The organism is Pseudomonas putida, assembly GCF_009883635.2.
GTDB lineage: Bacteria > Pseudomonadota > Gammaproteobacteria > Pseudomonadales > Pseudomonadaceae > Aquipseudomonas > Aquipseudomonas putida_W.
In genome coordinates this window covers 4,422,346-4,437,430 of sequence record NZ_CP026115.2, presented here as the reverse complement: position 1 = coordinate 4,437,430, position 15,085 = coordinate 4,422,346, and the positions used below count along the sequence as shown (strand labels likewise).

Here is a 15,085-nt window from a genome sequence, read left to right as displayed (position 1 = left end):
CACCGCTATATATAGTGGCAAAAGAGTGAGGTCAAGCGTGGTCGATCACGCTTGCGACTTGCCGGACAGCTCGGGCAGCCCTTCTTCGGCCTTGACCAAAGCAAAGCGCGGCACCTGCTCGCCGTCAACCTCGACGGACTCCTGGAACATCGCAAGGGGCCTCACCCAGAAGCTGTAATCACCATACAGGCATTGGTAGAAGACCATCCACTCTTCGTTCTCGGAGTGCCGTGCAACACTGAAGACACGGTACTCAGGCCCTTTGTAATGCCGGTATACGCCTGGTTGTATCTGCATGTCGCCCTTCCTCTTGAAACAAATTCTGTAAAAAACAAAAACCGGGGCACAAGGCCCCGGCTGCTATCCCGCTACGCGATCAGACGCGTTCGAAGACCGTGGTGATACCTTGGCCGAGGCCGACGCACATGGTCGCCACCCCCAGAGTGCCGCCATTCTGCTTCATGACGTTGAGCAGGGTGCCGGAAATCCGTGCACCGGAGCAACCGAACGGGTGGCCCAAAGCGATGGCGCCGCCGTGCAGGTTAACCTTCTCATCCATCTTGTCGAGCACTTTCAAGTCTTTGAGCACTGGCAGGGCCTGTGCGGCGAAGGCTTCGTTGAGTTCGATGAAATCGATATCGGCCATGGTCAGACCGGCGCGCTTGAGGGCTTTCTGGGTCGATGGCACCGGGCCGTAGCCCATGATCGCCGGGTCGACACCAGCTACCGCCATCGAACGGATCACCGCCAGTGGCTGGATGCCCAGGTCCATGGCACGCTGGCCGGACATCACGATCATGCACGAAGCGCCGTCGGTGATCTGTGACGAAGTACCGGCAGTCACGGTGCCGCCTTTGGGGTTGAACGCCGGTTTCAGCGACGCCAGGCCCTCAAGGGTGGTTTCGGGGCGAATGGTCTCGTCGAAATCGAACACCTTCAGGAAACCGTTCTCGTCATAGCCCTGCATCGGGATGATTTCGTCCTTGAACTTGCCCTCGACCGTCGCCTTGTGGGCGAGCTGGTGCGAACGCAGGCCGAACAGGTCCTGCTGCTCACGGCTGATGCCATGCATCTTGCCCAGCATCTCGGCGGTCAGGCCCATCATTCCGGACGCCTTTGCCGCGTGCAGCGACATGTGCGGGTTGGGATCGACGCCATGCATCATGCTGACGTGGCCCATGTGCTCGACGCCGCCGACCACGAATACATCGCCGTTGCCGGTCATGATCGCCTGGGCAGCGGTGTGCAGTGCGCTCATCGACGAGCCACACAGGCGGCTGACGGTCTGGGCGGCCGAAGTGTGCGGGATCTGGGTCATCAGCGACGCCATGCGGGCGATGTTCCAGCCCTGCTCCAGGGTCTGGTTGACGCAGCCCCAGATCACGTCTTCGACTTCTTTCGGGTCGACCTTGTCGTTGCGCTCCAGCAGCTTGCTGATCAGGTGCGCGGACATGTCTTCGGCGCGGGTGTTGCGGTGCATGCCACCCTTGGAGCGGCCCATGGGGGTGCGACCGAAGTCGACAATCACCACGTCTCTTGGATTCAGGCTCATATCAAATCTCTCGCTCTAGCTCGTTGACCACTCAGTTGAAGAAGCGCTGGCCGTTCTTGGCCATTTCACGCAGCTTCGCGGTCGGGTGGTACAGCGGCCCCAGGTCGGCGTACTGGTCGGCCAGGGCAACGAATTCGGCCACACCGATCGAGTCGATGTAACGCAGCGCACCACCACGGAATGGAGGGAAACCAATGCCATAGACCAGGCCCATGTCGGCTTCGGCGGCGGTTTCGACGATGCCGTCTTCCAGGCAACGCACGGTCTCCAGGCACAGTGGCACCATCATCCAGTTGATGATGTCTTCGTCGGTCACTTCACGCTGCTCGAAGACGATCGGCTTGAGCACATCCAGCACGGTGGCATCGAAGACTTTCTTCGGCTTGCCGCGCTTGTCGGTCTCGTAGGCGTAGAAGCCTTTGCCGTTCTTCTGGCCCAGGCGGTTGGCCTCGTACAGGGCGTCGACGGCCGAGCGGCGCTCGTCCTTCATGCGGTCCGGGAAGCCTTCGGCCATCACATCGCGGCCGTGGTGGCCGGTGTCGATGCCGACCACGTCCATCAGGTAGGCCGGGCCCATCGGCCAGCCGAACTTCTCCATGACCTTGTCGATGCGCACGAAGTCCACACCAGCGCTGACCAGCTTGGCGAAACCGCCGAAGTACGGGAACAGCACACGGTTGACCAGGAAGCCCGGGCAGTCGTTGACCACGATCGGGTTCTTGCCCATCTTCTTGGCGTAGGCCACGGTAGTGGCGACGGCCACTTCACTGGACTTCTCGCCACGGATCACTTCCACCAGCGGCATCATGTGCACCGGGTTGAAGAAGTGCATGCCGACGAAGTTTTCCGGGCGCTTGAGCGCCTTGGCCAGCAGGTTGATGGAAATGGTCGAGGTGTTGGAGGCGAGAATCGCATCTTCCTTCACCTGGCCTTCCACGTCGGCCAGCACGGCTTGCTTGACTTTCGGGTTCTCGACCACAGCTTCGACGACGATGTCGACGTTGGCGAAGTCGCCGTACGACAGGGTCGGGCGAATGGCGTTGAGCGCTTCGGCCATTTTTGCCGGGGTCAGGCGGCCTTTCTCGACGCGGTTGCCGAGCAGCTTGGAGGCCTCGCTCAGGCCCAGCTGGATGGCTTCCTCGCGGATGTCCTTCATCAGGATCGGGGTGCCCTTGACCGCCGACTGGTAGGCGATGCCGCCACCCATGATGCCGGCGCCGAGTACGGCGGCCTGCTTCACGTTGTGGGCGATTTCGTCATGGGCCTTGGCCTTGCGCTTGAGCTCCTGGTCATTCAGGAACAGGCCGATCAGGCTTTCGGCAACCGAGGTCCTGGCCAGCTTGGCGAAGCCAGCGGCCTCGATTTCCAAGGCCTTGTCGCGGCCGAAGTTGGCGGCCTTCTGGATGGTCTTGATGGCTTCGACCGGCGCCGGGTAGTTCGGGCCAGCCTGGCCAGCGACGAAGCCTTTGGCGGTCTCGAAAGCCATCATCTGCTCGATGGCGTTGAGCTTGAGCTTTTCCAGCTTGGGCTGGCGCTTGGCCTTGTAGTCCAGCTCGCCGCTTATGGCGCGCTTGATCAGGTCCAAGGCACCGGCCTGCAGCAGCTCAGGGGCGACCACGGCATCGACGGCGCCGACTTTCAGGGCGTCTTCGGCACGGTTTTCCTTACCGGCGGCGATCCACTCGATGGCGTTGTCCGAGCCGATCAGGCGCGGCAGGCGCACGGTGCCGCCAAAGCCTGGGTAGATGCCCAGCTTGACTTCCGGCAGGCCGATCTTGGCACTGGTGGACATGACGCGATAGTCGGCTGCCAGGCACATTTCCAGGCCGCCGCCCAGGGCGATGCCGTTGATGGCCGCCACGGTCGGCACTTCGAGGTCTTCGAAGGCATTGAAGATGCGATTGGCTTCCAGGTTGCCGGCAACCAGTTCGGCCTCGGGCAGCTTGAAGTTTTCGACGAACTCGGTGATGTCGGCGCCGACGATGAACACGTCCTTGCCACTGCTGACGATCACGCCTTTCACCGAGGCGTCGGCCTTGATGGCATCGACGGCCTGGCGCAGCTCGTCCAGGGTCAGGCGATTGAACTTGTTGACGGACTCACCCTTGAGGTCGAACTTCAGTTCGACGATGCCGCTTTCAAGAGCCTTAACCGTGATGGCTTTACCTTCGTAAATCATCAACTGATCTCCACGATATGGAAGCTGAACTGTACACGCCGATCGCTGGTGGAAGAGTAGGTCTTGCCGCCCTTGCCCCAGGCACACCCGTCAGCGCGCTAGTCGGGATTCTGTATGAGCGGTATGACATACAAACGCTCAATTCATACGCCCGTTTGATTTGGGTATGCACACATTCTCCGAAAAGATCGGCGTTGTCAAATGCTCCCGAATGGGGTGAAAACGCGACTTTCCGGTCATTTTGTATCGACGGAGGGCAAAACATGATGACAGTGATTGCCGATCATTCATGTCAGCGATTGACCACAAGGAAACGGCCGGGGCTGAACTTTTTTCAGGCAACCGGCCAGGCAGTGGCTACACTGCGACTGGCTTCAACAATTTCCCGGCCTGCCTGGCCATTTCTGCGCTGCAGAAACGACAAAGCGGCAACCTGGTAGCTACCGGGTTGCCGCTTTGTCGTTATGCCATCAAGCGAGGGTGTCGAAGGCGTGGGCAATATCCTGCAATACAGATTCATCACCGCGCTCGCTCCAGTACAGGGCGATCATGCGCTTGTCGGCCTCGACCTTGTAGACGGTCTCCGGCAGACGCGCGAACACCTCGTTCAGGCGCGGCTCTTCGCACACTTCCTTCCACTGGTTCCACCAGACGCCAGGGCTGACCTGCCAGTAGCACCAGCTGTCTTCATGCCCCCGACGGCGCCCGCGATGGTACTGCGGGCACGGGCTCGGCGGCTCCTGCTCGAACCAGTGCGGCCACTGCTGCGGTGCCAGTTGCATGGCCAGGCCCATGCGCCGCGCCTCCAGGCGCAGGCCCATCTGCTGCCCCTGCTTGCGCGACAGGCGCAGCCAGGAAAGCGGACTGAGAATCAGCGCAAGGATTGACACCACCAGCCATACCGTCATATCTGTAGATTCCATAAAGTGTTGCAAATGAGCGGGTTACTCAGTATTCACGGATGACCTGCCGGAAAGCGACCATACTTCTACTATCGCGATTGTCAGGAGTACAGCTCATGTCCTACGAACATCTTCTGGTCGCCGTCGACCTTACCGAAGAATGCGACCCGGTGATCAAACGTGCCATGGCGCTGGCGGCACCGTCGAATGCCAAGGTCTCGCTGGTGCATATCGTCGAACCGATGGCCATGGCTTTCGGCGGCGATGTACCGATGGACCTGTCGCAACTGCAACAGCAGCAGTTCGACCAGGCCAAGGAGCGCATGGACCGCCTGTTCAACAAGTACCCCGACATCAACCGTGGCGACTCGCACCTGACCTACGGCCAGCCGCGCCAGGAAATCCACCAGTTGGCCAAGGATCAGAAGTGCGACCTGATCGTGGTCGGCAGCCATGGCCGCCATGGCCTGGCATTGCTGCTGGGCTCCACCGCCAATGACGTATTGCACGGGGCACCGTGCGATGTGCTGGCGGTTCGCTTGCAGAAGAAAGAGTGATGTAGCCTGTACCGGCCTCTTGGCGCGCTTGCCCCGCGAAGAGGCCGGTACAGCAGACTCAGCCTTCCAGCTCAGCCCACCGCTCTACCAGCGCATCCAGCTCACCCTGAAGCTTCTCGATCTTGGCCAGCACTGCCGAGGTTTCGGCAATCGGCCGCTGATAGAAACCGGCAGCGTTCACTTCTTCCTGCGCCTCGGCCATGCGCTGCTCGACCTCGTCGATCTGCCCCGGCAGCATTTCCAGCTCGCGCTGCAGCTTGTAGCTGAGCTTCTTCTTCGAAGCATCCGCCACCGGCGCGGCGGGCGCAGGCGCTGCCACTTCGACAGGCTTTTCGACCACGGCACTGTTGAGCTCGGACTTGCCACCCTTGCTCTCGGTCACGCCGAGCAGCTTCGCCGAACCACCCTGGCGGATCCAGTCTTCGTAGCCGCCGACGTACTCGCGCACCTTGCCCTCACCTTCGAACACCAGCGTGCTGGTGACGACGTTGTCGAGGAAGGCCCGGTCGTGGCTGACCATCAGCACGGTGCCCTTGTAGTTGGACAGCACCTCTTCGAGCAGCTCCAGGGTTTCCACATCCAGGTCGTTGGTCGGTTCGTCGAGCACCAGCAGGTTGGCCGGCTTGCTGAACAGCTTGGCCAGCAGCAGGCGCGCACGCTCGCCACCGGACAGTGCCTTGACCGGCGTGCGCGCACGCTGCGGGCTGAACAGGAAATCACCTAGGTAGCTCAGCACATGGCGGTTCTGGCCATCGATCTCGATGAAGTCGCGGCCTTCGGCGAGGTTGTCGATGACGGTCTTTTCCAGGTCGAGCTGGTGACGCATCTGGTCGAAGTAGGCCACTTCCAGCTTGGTGCCGCGTTCGACCTTGCCTGCGGTAGGCTCCAGGTCGCCGAGCATCATCTTCAGCAGGGTGGTCTTGCCGGTACCGTTGGCACCCAGCAGGCCGATACGGTCCTGGCGCTGCAGGACCATGGAGAAGTCCTTGACCAGCAGCGGGCCATCGGCGTGATGGAAGCTGACGTTCTCCAGCACCATGACCTGCTTGCCGGACTTGTCCGCCGCCTCGATCTGGATGTTCGCCTTGCCCTGGCGCTCGCGACGCTCGCCGCGCTCCACACGCAAAGCCTTGAGCGCACGCACGCGGCCTTCGTTACGGGTACGGCGGGCCTTGATGCCCTGGCGGATCCACACCTCTTCCTGGGCCAGGCGCTTGTCGAACAGCGCATTGGCCGTCTCTTCGGCGGCCAGTGCGGCCTCCTTGTGCACCAGGAAGCTGGCGTAGTCGCCGTTCCAGTCGATCAGGCCGCCGCGGTCCAGTTCGAGGATGCGCGTGGCCAGGTTCTGCAGGAAGGAACGGTCGTGGGTGATGAACAGCACGGCGCCGTTGAAGCCGCGCAGGGCTTCTTCGAGCCAGGCGATGGCACCGATGTCCAGGTGGTTGGTCGGTTCGTCGAGCAGCAGCAGGTCCGGCTCGGACACCAGCGCCTGGGCCAGCAGCACGCGGCGGCGCCAGCCACCGGAAAGCTCGGCCAGGGTCTTGTCGGCAGGCAGTTGCAGGCGGCTCAGGGTGCTTTCCACCACCTGCTGCAGGCGCCAGCCGTCGCGGGCCTCCAGTTCGTGCTGGACGTGCATGAGTTTTTCCAGGTCGTCATCGCCCTGGATGTTCTGGCTCAGGTGATGGAACTCGGCCAGCAACTCGCCAACGCCATCCAGGCCAGCAGCGACCACGTCGAACACCGTGCGCTCGTCGGCAACCGGCAGCTCTTGTGGCAGCTCACCGATCTTCAGGCCCGGGGCGCGCCAGATCTCGCCGTCGTCGCCCTTCTGCTCGCCCTTGACCAGGCGCAGCATGCTCGACTTGCCGGTGCCGTTGCGGCCGATGATGCACACCCGCTCGCCACGGGCGATCTGCCAGGACACTTTGTCCAGCAGCGGCATCGCGCCGAATGCGAGGGACACATCGCTGAATTTGAGCAGGGTCATGTTCGTCTCCAGAAAGCGGGCGCGCATTCTACCTGACTTGGCCCTTTCCGGCATTAAGTTGACTACCGCGCAGGGGCTTGGCGACACCCGGTCGGCGTTAACGCCCGGTTACAAGCACAGCGCTATCACCCGCCGCCGGCAAACGGCTAAGCTAAGGCAATCAGATTTCAACAGTGCTGGCTTCGCCGTCACTTCCCCATGGTTCAACTGCCCGGACGTATCATGCGCAGCCGCCTGTTACAGATTGCTTCCTGCCTGCTGCTCACCGCCGCCACTGTCAGTGCGGCGCAGGCCATCGACCTTTCAACGCAACGCCAGTACTACGACGAGGCCAAGCGTGCGCTGGCCAAGGGCGACAAAGGCCCTTACCTGCGCTACGCCCCGGCGCTGCGCGACTACCCGCTCACACCGTACCTGGCGTACGACGAACTGACCGCGCGCCTGAAGACCGCCAGCAACGAGGAAATCGAAGGTTTCCTGGCCAAGCACGGCGACCTGCCCCAGGCCAACTGGATGAAATTGCGCTGGCTGCGCTGGCTGGCCGAACGCGGCGAGTGGAACACGTTCGTCAAGTACTACGACCCCAAGCTCAATTTCACCGAGCTGGACTGCCTCAATGGCCAGTATCAACTGAGCCACGGCCAGCGCGCCGAAGGCTTCGCCAGCGCCGAAAAACTGTGGAACGTCGGCAAGTCGCAACCGGCTGCCTGCGACACCCTGTTCGGCATGTGGGCCGCAGAAGGCCAGCTGACCGAAGCCAAGCGCTGGAACCGCGCCAAACTGGCGGCCCAGGCGCGCAACTACGCGCTGGCCAACAACATGGTGCAAGGCCTGACAACCCTCGCACCCCAGGGCCGCTTGCTGATCGACGTGGCGCAAAAGCCCGAGCTGCTCAACCAGCCCTCGCGCTTTACACCGGCCAACGAAGCGATGTCTGACGTGGTCAGCCTCGGCCTGCGTCGCCTGGCCCGACAGGATCCTGACCGTGCCATGGCGCTGCTCGACGACTACGCCCAGCGCATGCACTTCTCCCGTGACGAAAAGGTCGCCATCGCCCGCGAGATCGGCCTGACCCTGGCACGCCGCTACGACCCGCGCGCCCTGGATCTGATGACCCGCTACGACCCCGAACTGCGTGACAACACGGTCAGCGAATGGCGCCTGCGCCTACTGCTGCGCCTGGGCCGTTGGGAAGACGCCTACGCGCTGACCAAACGCCTGCCTCAGGAACTGGCCGATAGCAGCCGCTGGAAGTACTGGCAGGCACGCAGCCTGGAACTGGCCGAGCCGAACAACCCGCAGATCCCTTTGCTGTACAAGAACGTGGCACGCGAGCGTGACTTCTATGGTTTCCTCGCGGCTGACCGGGCAAAAACGCCTTACCAGCTGAACAACAAGCCATTGGTCCTGAGCCCGCAACTGGTCAACAAGGTGCGCAACACGCCTGGCATCCAGCGTGCCCTGGAGTTCCACGCCCGCGGCCAGGTCGTCGAGGGCCGTCGCGAGTGGTACCACGTGAGCCGCCACTTCAACCGCGACGAAATGGTCGCCCAGGCCCGCCTGGCCTATGACCTGCGCTGGTACTTCCCGGCCATCCGCACCATCAGTCAGGCGAAGTACTGGGACGACCTTGATATCCGTTTCCCGATGGCCTATCGCGATACCCTGGTACGCGAAGCCAAGGTACGCGGGCTGCATTCGAGCTGGGTGTTCGCCATCACGCGCCAGGAAAGCGCCTTCATGGAGGATGCTCGCTCACCGGTAGGCGCCAGCGGCCTGATGCAGGTGATGCCGGCCACCGCCAAGGAAACCGCACGCAAGTTCAGCATCCCGCTTGCCTCGCCGCAGCAGATGTTCAACCCGGACAAGAACATTCAGGTCGGCGCGGCCTACCTGAGCCAGGTGCACGGCCAGTTCAACGGCAACCGGGTGTTGGCGTCCGCAGCCTACAACGCAGGCCCCGGGCGCGTGCGGCAGTGGCTCAAGGGCGCCAAGCACCTGAGCTTCGACGTGTGGGTTGAATCGATCCCGTTCGACGAAACCCGCCAGTATGTGCAGAACGTGCTGTCGTACTCGGTGATCTACGGGCAGAAGCTCAATGTGCCGCAGCCGCTGGTGGACTGGCATGAGCGGTATTTCGATGACATGTGATCACTGCTGAGCCCGTACCGGCCCTTGCGCGGGGCAAGCCCGTCCTACACGGGACCTGTAGGAGCGGGCTTGTCCCGCGAACAGGCCGGTACAGGCTATTCCAGCACTTCGACTTCCATCCCCACTTCAAGCCAACCACTGCCATCTACGGCAAGGTTCTGCCCGAACAGGATGTCGCCTTCCTTCTCGCGGAAGGCCTTCAGGGTCGTCAACGGCTCACGGTCGACACTGCGCTCCCCGGTCGCCGGGTCGAGCGTGGTGAAAATGCACCTCACACTGGGCTTGAGCACTCGAAACTCCAGCGCACCAATGCGAATCCGCTTCCAGCCATCCTCCGCAAACGGCTCAGCCCCCTGCACCACCAGGTTCGGCCGAAAGCGCAGCATTTCCATGGGCCGGCCGACCCTGTGGCTCAAATCATCCAATGAGCCCTGGCCGATCAGCAATAACGGAAAGCCATCTGGGAAAGCCGCGCGGTCACTATTCAGGCCATAACCATTGGGCAGGTAGCGCGCCCGCTGCTCCGGGCAATGAACCAGGCGAACCGCCTTGCCGAGCCACTGCGACAGCCAGGCAGCCACCTCGTCGCCCGCGTCGGGCACGCGCAAGGTATCGCGCCAGATGGTAACGCCGCGCAGCGCATCATCCGCAGCAGGCACCGCCACGCGCAGTGGCGCTTGCCCAGGCAGCTCCAGCAACAACTCGCCAGCCTCACCCGCGCTGGCCTTGAGCTGGCCCAGTCGTGGCCAGGCACGCTGAGTGAGGAAGCGTCCATTCTCTTCCTCGACCACCATCCAGCGTCGATCGCCCTGCAACCCCAGAAGCCCCACCGGCGAACCCTGCAGGCCTTGCGCCTGCCCCGACTTCACCGGGTATCGATACAACTCACTGAGAAACATCCCTGCCCGCCTCATGCATTGTCAAAAGCCAAGCTTATACCTGGCCGGCAGCGGGATCACGTATTGCTGGCATCCAGCAGCAGGCGCTGCTTGACCACATCGACCAGGCGATCAGGCTGGAACTTGGAGAGGAAATTGTCGCAACCGACCTTCTTCACCATCGATTCGTTGAAGCTGCCCGACAAGGAGGTGTGCAGCACCACGTAGAGCTTGCGCAGGCGCGCATCGCTGCGAATCTCGGTGGTCAGCCGATAGCCGTCCATCTCAGGCATTTCCGCATCGGTAAAGACCATCAACAGTTTCTCGCAGACATCCTCCCCGGCATCCGCCCAGCCCTTGAGCAGGCGCAGGGCCTTCAGGCCATCACTGGCCACATGCAGCTTCACCCCAAGTTGCGACAGGGTATCGCGCAGCTGCGCCAGCGCCACGCTGGAGTCATCCACCAGCAGCACTTCGCGACCACGTGCGCGCGCCAGTACCGGGTCGGCCAGCTTGTCGCCGGATACCCGAGCGTTGTAGGGCACGATCTCGGCCAGCACCTTCTCGACATCGATCACCTCGACCAGCTTGTCGTCCACCTTGGTGATAGCGGTCAGGTAATGCTGGCGCCCGGCACTGGAAGGCGGCGGCATGATGGCCTCCCAGTTCATGTTGACGATGCGATCGACGCCACCCACCAGGAACGCCTGCACCGAGCGGTTGTACTCGGTGACGATGATGGTGCTGTCCGGGCCTGGCTGCAGGGGGCGCATGCCGATCGCCTGGGACAGGTCGATCACCGGCAGGGTCTGCCCACGTAGGTTGACCACACCACAGACGAATGCGTGGCGCTGCGGCATCAGGGTCAACTTGGGCAGTTGCAGAACTTCCTGCACTTTGAATACGTTGATCGCGAACAACTGGCGACCGGCCAGGCGGAACATCAGGATTTCCAGGCGGTTCTCACCCACCAGCTGCGTGCGTTGGTCTACCGTGTCGAGAATGCCAGCCATTGGAAAACCCCCAGGGTTGTGTCGAAAAATATGAAATGATCCGTTCTATATCGGCGCTTCCCTGCGCATCTTGACCCCTGCGAAAAAATGCTCTGCAGGTCGATTGATATCACATTAGCATCATGCTTTACTGCGATACGATCCGCTTGGATCCATTCCAGGGCAACTTGTCGCACCCTAGGCGCCATCAGGGAAACCCCTAGGAGCAATCAGGTGCAACCTGATGTTCGCGATATCCTTTAGCCATTAATGTGACGCCATTCTCATTGCATGAATGGAGTCAGGCTTTTGCTAGCGATCGACATGGCGTGGCCATCCCCTGCTCCAGCCCAACGCGCCGGAGCGTCTTGATGGACAGCAGCGTCTCTAACATCGACACCCTGCAGGACTTCCTGCTGGATGCCCAGGTCTTGCTGACCCAGTCCCAGGAATGCCTGCAGCATCTTGAACTGATCCGCAATGATCCGGACGCCTGCCAATGCCTCAATAACACCCTGCAGACCCTGGCCCGACGCGCCAGCAGCCTGGGCCTGCTCGAAGTCGCCCACTATGCGAGCGTCCTGCACCAGCTGCTTGCCCCGGCCTGCCAACAGCAGTGCCTGGACAACGCAGCCCTGCCCACGCTGAATGCCTGCCTGACCTTGCTGGCCTGGCAACTGGAACTGGTAGACCTGCACACCGGCCGGCTCGCCCTCGATACCTGCGAGCAGGTGACGCTACTGAGCGAACTGGCAACTGCCCTGAATCAGCCTTTGCCGCAAACGTGTGCGTCCTGCAACGATAACGGCAACGACTGCGTGCATCCGCATTCAACGGTGCCTGCCAGCTCTCCAGCCAGCGGGCCCGCGCTACGCCACTAGCCTGCTTGCGAACGCAACTAAGCACAGGTTTGAAAGCGCAAAAGAGGCCAAACTTGTGATGCTCTTCACTAGTTCAGCCCCTTGCACTTGAGCGGTCTTTTACAAGTTGAACTTGCGGCGGTCGTCACCTGCTCAAGTAGTGGCCTTTTGATGCCTTGCAACCTTGCCAAGCCCCTCTCCCGGGCCCGGAAATGCTGAGGTTTCAAAGCATTACCCAGCCGCGACCAAATTGAACCGAAGTGTTAAGATGCGCGCAAACAAATGCCGGCTGCTCCCCCCTGTATCGCTTCAAGCCGCGCGCGCCATTTGTTGCAAACACAACGCCAAAGCCTCTGCCAAGAGCTGTGTACGGCCCCCATCAGCAAGACTTCAGTGGCTTGTCAATTTTATGTTCCCACGCTTGAAGATATCTCTGCGCCGCCGTTCACGCGCCACCTTGCTACGCTGGGCGACGGCATTGCTGTGCGTGGTGTCCCTGCTGGCCAACCTGGCCCTGTTTGCCGGCGGGAACGGCATGCCTGCCGGTCTGTTGCTCCTGCAACTGGTGGCCACGCTTGGCGTCTGCTGGCACCTGAGCCACGGCGCCAAGTCGATCAGCCTGCGCCCGGCCGAGTTGGCCGGGCGCATGCTCAAGGTCCAGGAAAGCGAGCGCCAGCACCTGAGCCGCGAACTGCACGACGACATCGGCCAGCTGCTCACCGCCGCCAAGATGCAGCTGGAATGGTTGCAACGCCGCGTGCCGAGCGACTTGCAAGTGCACTGTGGCAGCTTGCGCAGCACCCTCGAAGACACCCTGAGCAAGGTGCGCGACGTTTCCGCCATCCTCAATCCGCGACAACTGGCCAGCCTTGGCCTCGAGGCCAGCCTGCGGGCGCACCTGGTGCGCACCTTGGAAAGCACCGACGTGCACTGGAGCCTGGAATGTCATCAGCGTCTGGGCGGCATATCCGAAGAGGTCGCCATGGCGGCGTTTCGCATCACCCAGGAGGCGGTCACCAACATGCTGCGCCATGCCCGGGCTCGCAACCTGACCATCCGCCTGCAACGCAGCGCAGCAGGGCTTGCCCTGTCGATCCAGGACGACGGCCAGGGCTTTATCCCTGCCGCCAATCCGGCCGAGGCCGGCCAGCGCGGCATGGCCGGCATGCAGGAGCGCGCCACCGCGCTCAACGGCAGCCTGGCGATCACCAGCCAGCTCGGCCTGGGCACGACGATCGACGTGCTGTTCCCATGGCCACCCCGTACCCATGAACGCGCCAGGACTACCGCTTCATCATGACCTGTAGATTGCTGCTGGTGGATGACCACTCGCTGATCCGTGCCGGGGTCCGTGCCCTGGTATCCGATATCCCTGGCTACTCCGTGGTCGGCGAAGCCGATGACGGCGACCAGTTACTCGAGCACGTTCAGCAACTGGCGCCCGATATCGTCCTGCTGGACATTTCCATGCGCTCGACCAGCGGCATTGATGCCCTCACCCAGCTGCGCGCTACTGGCAACACCTGCAAGGTGCTGATCCTGTCCATGCATACCGACCCGGACCTGATCATGCGGGCACTGGAAAATGGCGCCCACGGTTACCTGCTCAAGGATGCCACCGCCACCGAACTGGAGCAGGCCCTGATCGCCTTGCGCAATGGCGAACGCTACCTCAGCCCGGCCATCGCCCATACGGTGATCAACCAGGCACTGATGCGTGCACAGCACGGCAAGCCGCCTGGCGTCGACCGCCACAACCTTACCGCACGGCAACTGGAGATCCTGCGCCTGATCGTGCGCGGCAAGTCCACCCGCGAAATCGCCGCAGGCCTGAGCCTGTCGATCAAGACAGTGGAAACCCACCGCTCGCAGATCATGAAGCGCTTGCAGATCTACGATGTGGCCGGCCTGGTCCTGTTCGCCGTGCGTGAAAAGATCATCAGCCTGGATGACTGATCAACGGTGAGTTCAACGGCAAGTGCAGGCGCAGCGCCCCTGGCACTGCCTCAAAGCGCAGGCTGTCGGCCTGCAGGGGCTCGCCATCGAGGTTGATGTCCAGCCCCTGCGAACAGGTGATCTCGACCCACGGCAAACGCGCCCGCACGAACAACCCCTCACCCGCCAGCAAATCACGCAGCGCGCCTACCATTTCCTGGGGTGCCGGCAGGATGGCAATATCGAGCAGGCCGTCATCGACTTGCGCCTCCGGGCACAACACTTGCCCGCCGCCGGCCTGGCGACCATTGCCAATCCCCAGGGCCAGCAAGTCGCCCTGCCATTCGAACCCCGGCCCTGACAGCTCGACCGAGGCGGCCTGCAACTCGCTGAAGCGCGACAGCCCGGTGAACAGGTATGCCGCAGCGCCGAGCATTTTCTTCAGCTCTTCAGAAGTGCTGGCGGTCACCTGGCTGCCGAAACCACCCGTGGCCATGTTCAGGAACAATTGGTCGCCCACCTTACCCAGGTCGATCGGCCTTGGCGGCAGCTCCAGCAATGCCAGGGCCTCGGCAGGTTCCAGTGAAATACCGGCGGCCCTGGCAAAGTCATTGGCGGTTCCCAGCGGCAGCAGCGCCAGGCTTGCTTCGCTGCGCGCCTGCCCCATGGCCTCGGCGACATCTCGCAAGGTGCCATCACCGCCGCCAGCGATCACCTGGCTGTAGCCGGCCGCCAGCGCTTCGCCAACCAGCCGCCGGGCATCGCCGCCTTCCCAGGTCACCCGCACATCCAGCGTCCAGCCACGCTCACGCATGGCTGATACCGCCTGGCGTACCGCTTCGTTCATGGCCTGCTTGCCATGCAGTATCAAGATTGCCTTGCGCTCTGGCATCGCGTGTCTCCGTGGCGATCATTCAGTCCAGATCTCGACCACAAACGGGGCCGAAATGCTGCACTGAGCAGGAAAATCTGCTTTAGGTCGGACATTGACCGAGCGCAGGGTCGAGCAGAAAAACTGTCAGATTCACATAAATATCATTGAAAGCATTTCTCATCGGGCGCATGATCGACAAAAATTTGGCCTTCATGGAC

Annotated in this window: 13 protein-coding genes; 5 read left to right on the top strand and 8 right to left on the bottom strand. The window is 62.2% G+C overall.

The window, feature by feature from the left end; all coding sequences use genetic code 11:
• Positions 1–45: 45 nt before the first annotated feature.
• From C2H86_RS20200 to C2H86_RS20185, 4 genes are all read right to left on the bottom strand, one after another.
• A complete protein-coding gene (locus tag C2H86_RS20200) occupies positions 46–297 on the bottom strand; it encodes a DUF1653 domain-containing protein (protein ID WP_079227151.1) in 252 nt (83 codons plus the stop codon).
• 79 nt (positions 298–376) lie between these two features.
• On the bottom strand, positions 377–1,552 hold the full coding sequence (fadA, locus tag C2H86_RS20195; RefSeq protein ID WP_159409510.1) for an acetyl-CoA C-acyltransferase FadA: 1,176 nt from the start codon (positions 1,550–1,552) through the stop codon (positions 377–379).
• Between the two features lie 31 nt (positions 1,553–1,583).
• A complete protein-coding gene (gene fadB, locus C2H86_RS20190) occupies positions 1,584–3,731 on the bottom strand; it encodes a fatty acid oxidation complex subunit alpha FadB (RefSeq protein ID WP_159409509.1) in 2,148 nt (715 codons plus the stop codon).
• Positions 3,732–4,201: 470 nt separating this feature from the next.
• Positions 4,202–4,639 carry a hypothetical protein gene (locus C2H86_RS20185; protein ID WP_159409508.1) on the bottom strand — a complete coding sequence of 146 codons (438 nt, stop codon included), beginning with the start codon at positions 4,637–4,639 and terminating at the stop codon, positions 4,202–4,204.
• Positions 4,640–4,749: 110 nt separating this feature from the next.
• On the opposite strand from C2H86_RS20185, the gene C2H86_RS20180 reads away from it, so the two are divergent.
• Positions 4,750–5,190, top strand: coding sequence for a universal stress protein (locus C2H86_RS20180; protein ID WP_085674827.1), 441 nt, complete (start codon positions 4,750–4,752; stop codon positions 5,188–5,190).
• A 58-nt stretch (positions 5,191–5,248) separates the two neighbouring features.
• Here the strand turns inward: C2H86_RS20180 and C2H86_RS20175 are convergent, their stop codons facing one another.
• Positions 5,249–7,177, bottom strand: a complete 1,929-nt coding sequence (locus C2H86_RS20175; protein WP_159409507.1) for an ATP-binding cassette domain-containing protein — start codon at positions 7,175–7,177, stop codon at positions 5,249–5,251.
• A 222-nt stretch (positions 7,178–7,399) separates the two neighbouring features.
• Here C2H86_RS20175 and C2H86_RS20170 point away from each other — a divergent pair, with 222 nt between their 5' ends.
• Positions 7,400–9,328 (top strand): transglycosylase SLT domain-containing protein, encoded by a 1,929-nt coding sequence (locus C2H86_RS20170; RefSeq protein ID WP_159409506.1) that lies wholly within the window; start codon positions 7,400–7,402, stop codon positions 9,326–9,328.
• Positions 9,329–9,423: 95 nt separating this feature from the next.
• Here C2H86_RS20170 and C2H86_RS20165 read toward each other — a convergent pair whose 3' ends face one another.
• Together C2H86_RS20165 and C2H86_RS20160 are read right to left on the bottom strand one after the other, a co-directional pair.
• Complete coding sequence (locus C2H86_RS20165; RefSeq protein WP_159409505.1) at positions 9,424–10,227, bottom strand: MOSC domain-containing protein; 804 nt, start codon at positions 10,225–10,227, stop codon at positions 9,424–9,426.
• Between the two features lie 56 nt (positions 10,228–10,283).
• Positions 10,284–11,219: a chemotaxis protein CheV gene (locus tag C2H86_RS20160; protein WP_159409504.1), complete on the bottom strand. Its 936-nt coding sequence runs from the start codon at positions 11,217–11,219 to the stop codon at positions 10,284–10,286.
• Between the two features lie 350 nt (positions 11,220–11,569).
• On the opposite strand from C2H86_RS20160, the gene C2H86_RS20155 reads away from it, so the two are divergent.
• From C2H86_RS20155 to C2H86_RS20145, 3 genes are all read left to right on the top strand, one after another.
• On the top strand, positions 11,570–12,079 hold the full coding sequence (locus C2H86_RS20155) for a histidine kinase (protein WP_159409503.1): 510 nt from the start codon (positions 11,570–11,572) through the stop codon (positions 12,077–12,079).
• Positions 12,080–12,467: 388 nt separating this feature from the next.
• Positions 12,468–13,358, top strand: coding sequence for a sensor histidine kinase (locus C2H86_RS20150; protein ID WP_159409502.1), 891 nt, complete (start codon positions 12,468–12,470; stop codon positions 13,356–13,358).
• Positions 13,355–14,014: a response regulator gene (locus C2H86_RS20145; protein WP_159409501.1), complete on the top strand. Its 660-nt coding sequence runs from the start codon at positions 13,355–13,357 to the stop codon at positions 14,012–14,014. Before C2H86_RS20150 ends, C2H86_RS20145 begins: the two co-directional genes overlap by 4 nt.
• Here the strand turns inward: C2H86_RS20145 and yegS are convergent.
• Entirely contained in the window at positions 13,998–14,885 is an 888-nt protein-coding gene (yegS, locus tag C2H86_RS20140; RefSeq protein WP_159409500.1) for a lipid kinase YegS, read from the bottom strand. The two genes, C2H86_RS20145 and yegS, sit on opposite strands and share 17 nt — an antisense overlap.
• Positions 14,886–15,085 lie beyond the last annotated feature (200 nt).

Coding starts and splice junctions, on each gene's coding strand:
- C2H86_RS20200 (WP_079227151.1), bottom strand. CDS start 297: ATGCAGATACAACCAGGCGTATACCGGCATTACAAAGGGCCTGAGTAC.
- fadA (WP_159409510.1), bottom strand. CDS start 1,552: ATGAGCCTGAATCCAAGAGACGTGGTGATTGTCGACTTCGGTCGCACC.
- fadB (WP_159409509.1), bottom strand. CDS start 3,731: ATGATTTACGAAGGTAAAGCCATCACGGTTAAGGCTCTTGAAAGCGGC.
- C2H86_RS20185 (WP_159409508.1), bottom strand. CDS start 4,639: ATGACGGTATGGCTGGTGGTGTCAATCCTTGCGCTGATTCTCAGTCCG.
- C2H86_RS20180 (WP_085674827.1), top strand. CDS start 4,750: ATGTCCTACGAACATCTTCTGGTCGCCGTCGACCTTACCGAAGAATGC.
- C2H86_RS20175 (WP_159409507.1), bottom strand. CDS start 7,177: ATGACCCTGCTCAAATTCAGCGATGTGTCCCTCGCATTCGGCGCGATG.
- C2H86_RS20170 (WP_159409506.1), top strand. CDS start 7,400: ATGCGCAGCCGCCTGTTACAGATTGCTTCCTGCCTGCTGCTCACCGCC.
- C2H86_RS20165 (WP_159409505.1), bottom strand. CDS start 10,227: ATGTTTCTCAGTGAGTTGTATCGATACCCGGTGAAGTCGGGGCAGGCG.
- C2H86_RS20160 (WP_159409504.1), bottom strand. CDS start 11,219: ATGGCTGGCATTCTCGACACGGTAGACCAACGCACGCAGCTGGTGGGT.
- C2H86_RS20155 (WP_159409503.1), top strand. CDS start 11,570: ATGGACAGCAGCGTCTCTAACATCGACACCCTGCAGGACTTCCTGCTG.
- C2H86_RS20150 (WP_159409502.1), top strand. CDS start 12,468: ATGTTCCCACGCTTGAAGATATCTCTGCGCCGCCGTTCACGCGCCACC.
- C2H86_RS20145 (WP_159409501.1), top strand. CDS start 13,355: ATGACCTGTAGATTGCTGCTGGTGGATGACCACTCGCTGATCCGTGCC.
- yegS (WP_159409500.1), bottom strand. CDS start 14,885: ATGCCAGAGCGCAAGGCAATCTTGATACTGCATGGCAAGCAGGCCATG.